This window comes from Rothia sp. HMSC069C01, assembly GCF_001814655.1.
Lineage (GTDB): Bacteria > Actinomycetota > Actinomycetes > Actinomycetales > Micrococcaceae > Rothia > Rothia dentocariosa.
Genome location: NZ_KV817408.1, coordinates 676,558 through 687,331, shown reverse-complemented (window position 1 = coordinate 687,331; position 10,774 = coordinate 676,558). Strand labels below are relative to the sequence as shown.

Sequence of the window (10,774 nt, the reverse complement as noted above, 5' to 3'; positions counted from 1 at the left end):
TGGATGTCGCGAGTTCAAGTCTCGTCAACCGCTCGTAGGACTCCTAGAGTTCGAACTCATCTCGCGAGAGATGTATGCGGTGAGGTGGTCGAGTGGTTAGGCAGCGGCCTGCAAAGCCGTGTACGCGGGTTCGAATCCCGTCCTCACCTCGCAACAACACATTGATGTTGTAGGCGCGATTGGCGCAGCGGTAGCGCGCTTCCCTGACACGGAAGAGGTCACTGGTTCGAACCCAGTATCGCGCACAGATAACCCCAGCTCATGGTAAGCTGGGGTTTTTGTGTTTTTGGCTTATAGGAATTTTAGTCATCTGGAATATTTTCTCCACATTCGTAGAGATGAGCCGTCTAACAAGGGTAGTTAGTGAAGATTCAAATATGTTCGTTCCCCGCACCTGCGGGGATAACCTTTCAGCTCTATGAGGAATACTCCATTGAGTCTAGTGACGCATATCATGCTTACTAGAGTTGGTGGGGTATTCCCTTAACTGTATAGTTATATATGTTGTTCGGGCGGGTCCCGAAAAACAGTCCGGCCCCATCGTATAGCGGCCTAGTACTCCGCCCTCTCACGGCGGCAACACCGGTTCAAATCCGGTTGGGGTCACACTAGGAAAAGAGAATTCTCCGGTTCAGGCGAACCGGAGAATTCTCTTTATTTTTATAAATGCCCAAGCGGGTCAGGAAAAAGCACTTATATAACCTTTTCGGCAAAACCTAACCCGCTTGCATCATAATGTGAATAACTAGAAACGGGGGAGCAGCCTACTTATTCTCCCCGACCGCACTCGCAGACCCTTGCGCACTGGCAGAAGCACCCGCTGCGGCAGGAGCACGGTGCACCATACGCCACGTTCCCTCAAGATAGTGAGCCGTCACCTGGCCCGAGACAACACCGCTCGGCACCTTAAAAACCTCAGGAAGCGGCTGCGAACGGTTCGTCGTCTTCGTATACACCGCAGACTCCCGATTAACCTTCATCGTTGTCTTCCAGGTATAAAATCCGTTCTTCTCATCCTTCGTTGGGTGATCTGTATCCAAAGACATCGTCAACGGGTTCTGCACGCCAGTCACCCAGCCAGTCTCTGAAGCGTACATATCCTGCATGAAATCGGCAATAGTTGTGTAATCGCCCGTATGATCAATATTCGTGAAATAGTTACCGTCACCCGTCAAAAGCATATAATTCAAAGTCGCGAGCCAGTAGGTTACAAAGGCATGTAGGCCCTCAACCGAATCTTCACGCAGTTTCGCAGGTTCCACCGGAACAGGCACATGCTGCGCCGGATGCTCCTGTGTGCCGGGCTCAAATTCACCAGACGATCTGTAGTTCTCCAACTTCAACTCACCCTTAAAACTAGGGCCAGAGAGGGTAGCAGATGCAGAGGCAGAAGCAGCCGAATGCGATGGCGATGTAGCCTTGGCAGATGCGCTAGCACTTGGCGTCGCATCCTTGTTCTGCGACGAGCACGCGGTAAGAGTAGCTATAAAACCGGCACCTACAACAGTGAAAGCGCCACGACGCGACATTGATCTCATGAGAAACCTTCCCATCAAAAACGTTTCCGCCTGCGCGAAAAACTTCACAAGAATAGAACGTAAAAATATATACGTTCTCTATAAAATCTACCGGTAAAACCCTAGCACACCTAAAATGTGTGGAGATCTCTAAGGAGCCTTAGTACCACCGGGCGAAGCCTGCGAGCCGTCGTCCTTGAGCATGCGCCATGCCCCATTCTCATATTGAGTTATTACCGAGACCCTAGACCCAGACTGCATAAGGTCATTAAGGGGGTAAGTCTCCTGAGTCTGCGAATTATAGATTTCAGTACCTTCACCAAACTCAACGGTAGCAATCCACATATACGATGTTTCACTCCGCGGATTCTTCACCGGTTTTGCAGAGTTGAGTGAAATTTTCATAGGATGCTGTTCCCCAAGAACCCAGACTACACCGCTGTCGTACAAGGCTTTATAAAGATCAATACTTTCGGTGTAATCGTCAGCCGGATCAGCTTTACGCAACAGAGCACCGTCACCCGTTAAGTAAAGATAATTTTGTGCCTCAACCCAGAAGGCAATGAACGAATACATGCCGTCCACAGACTCTTCATGCATATTTTCTGGTTCCACAGGAGCCGGTACATTCTCGGCCTTATGCTCGCGGGTGCCCGGTTTGAACTCACCTTTAGAATCGTATTTCTCTAGTTTTACAGGCCCTTGATGGTTCTTCCCGGAACTTTGCAGACCATCCGATGCTGATGGGGAAGCCCCCGCCGCTGAGGCTGCGCTCTCAGCAGATGCGGTACCGCCGGGCGATGGAGAAGCATCATTACCTGCTGGCTGAACCTTTGGCGCACAAGCAGTAACCGTTGCCGTTGTGAGACCTGTACCGGTCAAATACACAGCTTGGCGACGTGAAACTAGAGTCATGATGCCCTTTCAAATCTGTACTAATTCCATCATAACGTCATTCTGCACGTGAAACATGGAAAATTTCTATTTCTCAAGGATAGATTTACGGGGGTTCAAACTCTCCGTGGGAATAATAATGGTCTGATCTGTATTTAGTCTTTCAAAAGATGAGCATATTGTTTGCGTACTTTCGCTACCTTAGGCCCAACTACTACGGAACAGTACCCCTGATATGGGTTCTTCGCGTAGTAATCCTGGTGGTACCCTTCTGCTTCCCAAAACTCAGTCAGCGGTTTAATCTCGGTGACAACTGGGTCGTCGAAGAATGACTGAGCTCGCTCTTTCGCAGCCTCAAATGCAGCCTTCTGTTCGTCAGAGGAATACAGCAGCAAGGAACGGTACTGCGAACCACGGTCGGCACCCTGCTGATCCCAACTTGTCGCATCGTGTGCGGCGAAGAAAATATCCAAAATCGCGTCTTCACCTATAACCGATTCATCAAAATCAATCCGAACAACCTCGTGATGCCCAGTCGTTCCCGAGCATACAGACCGATAATCGGGGTTTTGGGTGTGCCCGCCCGCATACCCGCATACGCTTGCTTTTACACCCTGGAACTGCCGAAAAACAGCGTCAATACACCAAAAACAACCGCCGCCAACAACAAAGCTTTTCATAAGACCTCTCCCACAAATAGATGTACATTCCTTTACAGCGTAGCTGTATCAACTATTATTCCCCGTCCTACCTGAGGTCTGCTACAGGACGTGTAATAGCTCGTCTTTCTGCTACTAGATGCCACAATAGAATCATGACAACACCTACGCTATCCCACATTGTTGATACTTTTCATAGCCTGTATCCGCCGCACCTTGCCGCTAGCTGGGATTCTTCCGGGCTAGTCTGCGGGCGTTTACAGGCACCCGTCGAACATGTGCATTTTGCGGTTGATGCCATATCAGCAACCGCCCAAGAAGCCGTAAAACTTGAAGCCGGTCTTCTTATCACTCACCACCCGCTTCTCTTGCGGGGTGCCAGCTTTATACCTGACTCCGATTACAAAGGTAACGTGCTCCATACCCTCATTGAAGGCGGATGTGGCCTGCTCGGTGCGCACACCAATGCTGATGCCGCCGTCGCCGGTGTCAACGAGGCTCTCTGTGAAGCGCTTAATCTACAAGGATGCGAACCGCTGACTGATCAGCAGCAACAGGAACTTGCAGGTGAGGAATACTGCGTTGGAACAGGCCGTATAGGTGTTCTTGACCGCCCTCTTACATTGCAGGAACTCTCTGAAGAACTAGCTGCTGCTCTTCCTGCAACAGCGGGTGGGCTGCGCGTTGCAGGGTCCCCACAAAAACTTATTCGTCGTGTTGCCCTCTGCGGAGGCGCCGGTGACTCGTTGTTTGATGCCGTTCGGGCATCTGAAGCAGATGTCTATATCACCGCAGATTTACGGCATCACCCTGCCAGTGAGTTCCGGGAACAAGAACTTGTACGAGGTACTGATACTGCACTCATCGACTGTTCGCATGCTGCAAGTGAATCTTTGTGGTTAAATCGTGCTGCGGAACGTCTGCAAGAAACCCTAGCGGGACAGGGATACAGTATTGAAATTTCGGTATCTTCGCTAAATACCGACCCCTGGGATTTTCATGTAGATACCGGACAAATCGCGGGTTCGGCAAGCACACCTCGCTAAAAATATTTAGAGCAGCCCGACGGGACTTCTAAAATAAATGTGAGAAAAACTCATATTTTGCAACATGCGTTACTATTTTTCCTGAATAGTATTTTGGTGATAATACGACGGTTATAAATAAGATATAAGTATGGCGTGCCCCCTATTCTCTTAGGAGCACGCCATACTTATCTAGACTCTGATTATTAGCGCTTCATATGTGCATAACGGTAAATAAATGCCGCCATTGCTTCACGTGAAATAGGCTCATAGGGGTGGAAAGAACCATCTGACCACCCGGTCGTAATATCTGTACTGCGAAGCCAGGCAATCTCTTTATAGAAAGGCTCGTCTGGGCTCAAATCCCAAAAAGGAGAAACCTCAGGTGCCTCAAACTGAGGGCTGCCCGCGAAGCGGTAGAAGAACGCTGCCATAGCGTTACGATCTACCAGGTCATGCGGGCGGAAAGTTCCATCAGACCAGCCAGTGGTAAGACCCTGCTGATGAAACCACACCATTTCCTTATACCACATATCGTTAGGAGAAACGTCTGTGAAAGGCGACTTTTCGGGAAGGTCAACTTGCGGGGAGCCTGCCAGGCGATAGAAATAAACAGCTATACCCGAACGCTCAATATAATCTTTCGGGTGGTATGTGCTATCTGGGTAACCGATCGTGATTTTACGGTTAAAAAGCCAAGTAATCTCATTATAAAAAGCAGAAGATTCAGGAACGTCAATAAAACGTTTCTGGGGCGAAACGGTCTGCGGAGTTGCGTTACCTTCCACCTGATTTAGGGTCGAGAGATCTTCCTGTGCAACAACGGCAGGCTGCCCCTGAGAATCGGTGGTTTGGGGCTGCTGAGTTTCTGCAAAGACGGGGGTACTAGGTGCAAGAGTAGCGCCAACTAGGGTAAGTGAGCATATAGTTGTGGGAGCTTTACGAAGTTTAAAAGTGAAAGACATACAATAATCCATCATGGCTAGTGCGATATGACTCCCTATAATGTACCAGGGATGTCATATATGGTAAAGGATCTTCGAAGATATTTATAAAACTGTTATAAACCTTGTGAGAAAATTCTCTGGACACATTCTTAGAAAATGTGCCGAGTATACAGAATCTATTTCCTCTACACTTCGAAATTAGAATATAACAGTTCTTTCTTTAGGGTGTTGATAGCGGGAGAATTCTCGTAGATACCAGAAGAATACACGCTATATTCACACCTGAGAAATCTATTCACGGATAATAAGGGTCAGTGTTCCTGCTTTCTTGGGCGTCGGTAAGGTACATTCAAGTTCCCAATCGCGGTCAAGCGCCTCCAAGAATTCTGAAATGCCCGCTGTACCTTCAAAAGGTCGCTCGGTAAGGGCATGAGTGATCACGTAGCGAGCTAACTTTCCGCGATAACGCTTTGCCATATGGGAGACAACCTTGCGTGAACCATCTGCTGCAACGCGTTCAACACGGACCGCTAATGTCTGGGCTGACGGCGATACCCACGATTTCGCGTAAGCGCTGGAACGGCAGTCAAGAATGAGGTGCCCCTGCGCGTATGCGGTCAACGCATTCCCCAAAGCTCCGCGCCAATATGTAGCCAGAGCACCTATAGCGCCAAGCTTGGTTCCCATAGACAGCCGATACGCAGGAATATGATCTTCAAGTTGCACCACACCCCATAAAGCAGATGAAATAAGAACGGACTTCTGAGCTAACTCCCGTTCATCGGGGGAGAAACTGGCGTAATCCAGCGCCTCAAAGAGCACGCCCGTATAGACTTTAGCTGCCGAATGCGCCGGTTCCTCCACTAACCGCGTGTTTCGTTCAATCTCTGCTGTGAGCGATGCACCCACCCCGAGGACATCTAGAGCGTCTTCCTGAGCGGAAACTCGCATGAGTTCTTCCAGTACATCTTCACGTTCGGTTGTGAGCTCTGGAAACGATAACTCGGCAAGATTAACTGGTGCGTGTGTGCGAGGCGCAGGGGTCTTACCCTCAGAAGGAGGTAGAAGAATCAGCATGCCTCTTATTCTACCGGGCAGAAATAGAGCAGTGGTAATAACTCCGCTAGAATAGAAGGCTGAAGCAGGGTGCCTGGGCAATCGCGAGATACCTCTTCTGAGGGGTATGTCGAGGAAAGTCCGGGCTCCACAGCACAGCATGGTGGATAATATCCACTCGGGGTAACTCGCAGGCTAGTGCCACAGAAAGTAAACCGCCTCATCGAGGTAAGGGTGAAAGGGTGGTGTAAGAGACCACCAGTGAGTGCGGTGACGTGCTCAGCTCGGTAAACCCCATGCGGAGCAAGGCCAAACAGAACACGCCATGATAGGGTAGTGCGCCCGAGCCTGAGGCGCGTGTTCGGGTAGACTGCTTGATGCTTATGGCAACATAAGCCCTAGATAGATGATTGCCTCAGGTACAGAGCTTTCACGGTACCGATGACAGAACCCGGCTTATAGGGCACCCTGCTTCTCATGACGCTCGTATACAACACCGGTGCGCCTAATTCTGTGTATCAAGAATCAGGCGCACCGGTAGTGTGGATGATTTTATGTTTTTAATGTCCGAACGGGTCAGGATCTACACCGGGCATCCAACTATTACCCTCAACAGTCCAGCCTTCGCGTTTAACAACTTTCTTCATGCGAGAAGTCCATTTTTTATTAAGACGATTCACATATAGTTTTCCATCAAGGTGGTCGGTCTCGTGCTGCATACAGCGGGCAAACCAACCAGTTGCCTCAAACCTGAGCGGATTGCCTTCGACATCAAATCCATTGACAGTAACCCACTCAGCACGTTTGAGAGGAAAACCGTAGCCCGGGAACGAAAGACACCCTTCTTCTTCGTCATGAGGGTCGGGCTCTGCTGCGGACACCTTGCCGAGAGTTAGCCTGGGGTTAACGATGCACCCGCGGGCAGGAACACCATCTTCATTTTCCATCTGATAGGTAAAAACTCGTAAACCTACACCGATTTGAGGAGCCGCGAGACCCACTCCGTGGGCTGCATCCATAGTTTCATACATATCGGTAACAAGAGCTTTGAACTCATCGTCAAAGGCCGTGACCGGAGCAGCCGGGCGGTGTAAAACGGGATTGCCATAAATAACAACAGGGCGAATAGCCACAGGTAAATCCTTCGTTCTCGAAATCACAAGGTAAAGAGCTATTGATAGAGTATATTGGTGTCTACTCAGTGAGTAGGTCAAATCCTATGTTATCGCGCAGAAGCTCGTTTGTACCCCCAAAAATAGGCAGTAGCCGTGCCGCGAGGAACGCTTGGGCTACAGGATGCTCATTAATATAGCCATAGCCGCCGAAAAGCTGCAGACACCGATCGGTAATTGTGCAGGCTTTTTCAGAGGCAAAGACCTTGGCTTTAGCGGCGTCCTCAGCGGTAAGCTCTCCAGCGTTAAAAGCCGCTATAGCGCGTGCCACGTAGAGTTCAGAAAGTTCGGTATTCATGAGAGCATTAGCTAGTTCAAAACGGGTATTCTGAAAATCTGCCACACGAGACCCAAAAACCTTACGTTCTTTTACATACTCTAGTGTGGCGTTGAGAGCAGTCCTGCTGATGACGGCGGCTGCAGTGCCAATCGCTAAGCGCGCTTGGGGCAAATGTTGTTTAATATAGGTCAAGCCTTGACCAAGCTCACCGATAAGGTTCTCAGCGGGAACACGTACATTCTCGAAGAATAGCTCGGCAGTATCTGAGGCCCGAATACCCATCTTGTCGAGCTGCTGTCCCGGGGTGTAACCTTCAGATTTTTCGACAAAAAAGAGGGAAAATGAATCCTCAGAAGCACGTTCAGAGGAACCATCGGTGCGGGCCAACACGAGAGCTGCATCCCCCGAAATACCGGATCCAATAAACGTCTTCTGCCCGTTGAGAAGGTAAGAGTTCTCATCACGTACTGCGGATGTGCGGCATGCCCGCAGGTCGGATCCTGCACCTGGTTCTGTAAAAGCACATGAAGTTACAAGGTCACCGCTTACCATTTGGGGTAGCCAACGTTCCTTTTGCTCATGTGTACCGTATGCGAGTAAATAGGGGAGCACCAGATCCTGTTGAAGATGCACTGCGAGCGCAAACCCATATCCTCCAACGGTTGCGAGTTCTTGGGTTAGAACTAATTGATACTCGTAATCGGGTAGCTGGGCTCCGCCAAATTCTTCGGGGACCGCAAGTCCTAATACTCCTGCTTCTCCGGCGGCTTGCCATACTGAGCGAGGCATAATATGTGCTTGTTCCCATTCGGGGTAGTGAGGGGTTATTTCGTGTGCCACGAATTCACGGACTGCTTCTCGGAACAGCTCATGGTCTTCAGAAAATGTCAGAGTTGATTTCACAGAAAATCCTCTTTCCTCAGGGGAATAAAACATATAAAGTCTAGTAGGTAAAGCTATAGGGTCGCTATGGGGATTACCATAACGACCCTAGTGACGGGGTGATCGACGGGGGTTGAACCCGCGACCTCCTGGACCACAACCAGGCGCTCTGCCAACTGAGCTACGACCACCATGTACATCATGCGGTTTCCCGCGCGATTGCAACGGATACTACTCTACATGAGTTCGATAACTTGTGACAAATCAATTCAAGGTGATACGCGGCACGCTATATGCGGTTTTTAGAAGTTGTGATGTTGAATTCTAGAAGGGTGCCATTTCAGATATTTGATCGCTTTGTTTCTCATACTCAAAACTATTTGTAGGTTCTGAAGATTGTTGAACAGTCTGGTGCGTATCTGTAGATGCTGAAACAGTGTTTTTGGGTTGTGAAAATTCCCGTTGAGGTGAAGATGCTGTTCCTCGTGGTCCAGTTTCTTGAAGGGCGCGGTTTGGGTATTGCTGTGTACTCGATGGTTGTTGGGGAGCGGCATGGCCGTCCTGCGATATATCCTTCTGAATCGGGTTTGTTGTGTCATCCTGAGTGTGGGATTGCGTGCCGCTGTGCTCTACAGCGCGTGAGAATGTGCTGGTGCCGAAGGTAAGGTCAAGACCGATACTGCTGGCATCAACTTCGACGGATGCACCTTGAGAACCGTCTTCGCGCTGCCACTGTTGTGTGCGAACGCGCCCGGTGAGGAGTACGGGACTTCCCACTGTGAGGGAGGCGGAAATATTTTGTGCCAGCTTGCGGTAGGCGCAGACAGTGTACCAGCTTGTTTGTCCCTCGCGCCAGGAGTTTGTTGCTGAGTCAAACCAGCGTGGCGTGCTTGCCAACCTAAAATTGACGACTGGAATTCCGGTCGGAAGTGTGCGTAGCTGTGGGGCGGTTGCGGTAAACCCGCGTAGGATAACAGTATCAGCCATGATAGAGCTCCCTGAAATGTTAGGTGGTGTGTTATTTAGATAATGTGCGTCCCCTGTCAGAGTGGGGCGCGGTTTTTCTAGTGTGCCTCAATGTAGTGTGATAAAGAGAGCGTTGTATGTGCACCTGTGGATAGCCTATCTGAACGGGACAAGAATTCTGATCCTGTGGATAGATCAGGAGAGGCGGGGAACTTCTGATACGTGTCACAATATTGGTAAAGAAAACCCTTTATCTCTGGATTTCTTTCTAGCTCTATAAACCCCTATCCTTGTAGTGCAATACCGGTGGATTCGGTTTTAGCAAGAGATTTTTTCTTATTCGTAAGCTTTATAAGCACACTAAATCTAACAGCATATCTATGCCGCAGACGTACTGGAGAACATCGTGACAAAGTCTAAAAGGCCTCCTACGCCGAATCTTCGCGATTTTAAGAAGATTGCCGATGTAGACCCGCGCAAGATTTTACCTCCAGATATGGATCCTAAGAACAAGCGTTTTCTCTATACTGCTTTGGCTATTCTTGTGATCATCGTGCTGATTATTGCCGTTATCTATATTGGGCGGCATAGCCAAGGCGGGCTGTTGGGTAACCCTAGTGCCTCATCTTCTGCTACAGGGGACGGCGAAGAGCAGAACGTCAAAACTGAGTCTTTGGAAGAGGTCAAGAACCCGCATGATGCGGTTGATCCAGCCACAGCATATGCACCTAACTTATCGACGGCGAAGAAGGAGCTTGCTGCCCTGCCTGTGAAAGAGCGGGCATCAAAAGCCGGGTATACGCGTGAGCAATTTGGTGCTGCCTGGGACGATGTCGATCATAATGGATGTAATACTCGTGATGATATTTTGCGTCGTGATTTAACAAATATTCGTTTCAAAGCGGGAACTCGTGCTTGCACCGTACAAACCGGAACTCTTGACGATCCTTATACCGGCAGGACAATCGAATTTAAACGAGGTAAGAAGTCTTCAAGTGCCGTTCAGATCGACCATGTGGTGGCGCTTTCGAATGCGTGGCAGACCGGGGCTCAAGATATTGGCGAGGAAAAACGTCGTGAGCTCGCGAACGACCCCGAGAACCTGGTAGCAGCAGACGGGCCCGCAAATATGCAGAAATCTGATGCCGATGCTTCTGATTGGCTTCCCGGCAATACGGCCTACCGATGCACATATGTGGCGCGGCAGGTGCATGTAAAAGCAAAGTATCAGCTATGGGTCACTGCCGATGAAAAACGCGTTATGGAGAACGTGCTGAACTCGTGTAAAGACACGAACCCTGTGAAGAAATAACGGTACACACCTGTTTGCAAGAATGCGCAGGTGGTCACGGGGTATCAGTACAAGCAACGAGCGC

Annotated in this window: 10 protein-coding genes, 4 tRNA genes and 1 other RNA gene; 6 read left to right on the top strand and 9 right to left on the bottom strand. The window is 49.6% G+C overall.

Features of this window, described 5'->3' with window-relative positions; genetic code table 11:
- Positions 1-78 precede the first annotated feature (78 nt).
- From HMPREF2981_RS09665 to HMPREF2981_RS09655, 3 genes are all read left to right on the top strand, one after another.
- Positions 79-149: transfer RNA gene (locus HMPREF2981_RS09665), tRNA-Cys, on the top strand.
- A 24-nt stretch (positions 150-173) separates the two neighbouring features.
- A tRNA-Val gene (locus HMPREF2981_RS09660) sits at positions 174-245 on the top strand.
- A 288-nt stretch (positions 246-533) separates the two neighbouring features.
- Positions 534-606, top strand: a tRNA-Glu gene (locus HMPREF2981_RS09655).
- 158 nt (positions 607-764) lie between these two features.
- On the opposite strand, the gene HMPREF2981_RS09650 is transcribed toward HMPREF2981_RS09655, so the two are convergent.
- From HMPREF2981_RS09650 to msrA, 3 genes are all read right to left on the bottom strand, one after another.
- Entirely contained in the window at positions 765-1,538 is a 774-nt protein-coding gene (locus HMPREF2981_RS09650; protein ID WP_246825448.1) for a DUF6318 family protein, read from the bottom strand.
- Positions 1,539-1,667: 129 nt separating this feature from the next.
- Positions 1,668-2,432: a DUF6318 family protein gene (locus HMPREF2981_RS09645; RefSeq protein ID WP_070662660.1), complete on the bottom strand. Its 765-nt coding sequence runs from the start codon at positions 2,430-2,432 to the stop codon at positions 1,668-1,670.
- A 134-nt stretch (positions 2,433-2,566) separates the two neighbouring features.
- A complete protein-coding gene (gene msrA / locus HMPREF2981_RS09640; RefSeq protein ID WP_070662657.1) occupies positions 2,567-3,091 on the bottom strand; it encodes a peptide-methionine (S)-S-oxide reductase MsrA in 525 nt (174 codons plus the stop codon).
- A gap of 134 nt (positions 3,092-3,225) precedes the next feature.
- Here msrA and HMPREF2981_RS09635 point away from each other — a divergent pair, with 134 nt between their 5' ends.
- Positions 3,226-4,116 carry a Nif3-like dinuclear metal center hexameric protein gene (locus HMPREF2981_RS09635; protein WP_070662654.1) on the top strand — a complete coding sequence of 297 codons (891 nt, stop codon included), beginning with the start codon at positions 3,226-3,228 and terminating at the stop codon, positions 4,114-4,116.
- A 185-nt stretch (positions 4,117-4,301) separates the two neighbouring features.
- Here the strand turns inward: HMPREF2981_RS09635 and HMPREF2981_RS09630 are convergent, their stop codons facing one another.
- Together HMPREF2981_RS09630 and HMPREF2981_RS09625 are read right to left on the bottom strand one after the other, a co-directional pair.
- Positions 4,302-5,060, bottom strand: a complete 759-nt coding sequence (locus HMPREF2981_RS09630) for an S-layer homology domain-containing protein (RefSeq protein ID WP_246825446.1) — start codon at positions 5,058-5,060, stop codon at positions 4,302-4,304.
- Between the two features lie 273 nt (positions 5,061-5,333).
- A complete protein-coding gene (locus HMPREF2981_RS09625) occupies positions 5,334-6,119 on the bottom strand; it encodes a YaaA family protein (protein ID WP_048751615.1) in 786 nt (261 codons plus the stop codon).
- A 65-nt stretch (positions 6,120-6,184) separates the two neighbouring features.
- On the opposite strand from HMPREF2981_RS09625, the gene rnpB reads away from it, so the two are divergent.
- Positions 6,185-6,573: RNase P RNA component class A (rnpB, locus tag HMPREF2981_RS09620), an RNA gene on the top strand.
- Between the two features lie 85 nt (positions 6,574-6,658).
- Here the strand turns inward: rnpB and def are convergent.
- From def to HMPREF2981_RS09600, 4 genes are all read right to left on the bottom strand, one after another.
- Positions 6,659-7,231, bottom strand: a complete 573-nt coding sequence (gene def, locus HMPREF2981_RS09615; protein WP_070523667.1) for a peptide deformylase — start codon at positions 7,229-7,231, stop codon at positions 6,659-6,661.
- A 61-nt stretch (positions 7,232-7,292) separates the two neighbouring features.
- A complete protein-coding gene (locus tag HMPREF2981_RS09610; protein ID WP_070662652.1) occupies positions 7,293-8,486 on the bottom strand; it encodes an acyl-CoA dehydrogenase family protein in 1,194 nt (397 codons plus the stop codon).
- Between the two features lie 64 nt (positions 8,487-8,550).
- Positions 8,551-8,623 (bottom strand) — tRNA-His (locus HMPREF2981_RS09605).
- Between the two features lie 133 nt (positions 8,624-8,756).
- A complete protein-coding gene (locus HMPREF2981_RS09600) occupies positions 8,757-9,419 on the bottom strand; it encodes a single-stranded DNA-binding protein (RefSeq protein WP_070662651.1) in 663 nt (220 codons plus the stop codon).
- A 385-nt stretch (positions 9,420-9,804) separates the two neighbouring features.
- Here HMPREF2981_RS09600 and HMPREF2981_RS09595 point away from each other — a divergent pair, with 385 nt between their 5' ends.
- Positions 9,805-10,710: an HNH endonuclease family protein gene (locus HMPREF2981_RS09595; protein WP_048754295.1), complete on the top strand. Its 906-nt coding sequence runs from the start codon at positions 9,805-9,807 to the stop codon at positions 10,708-10,710.
- The last annotated feature ends 64 nt before the right edge of the window (positions 10,711-10,774 follow it).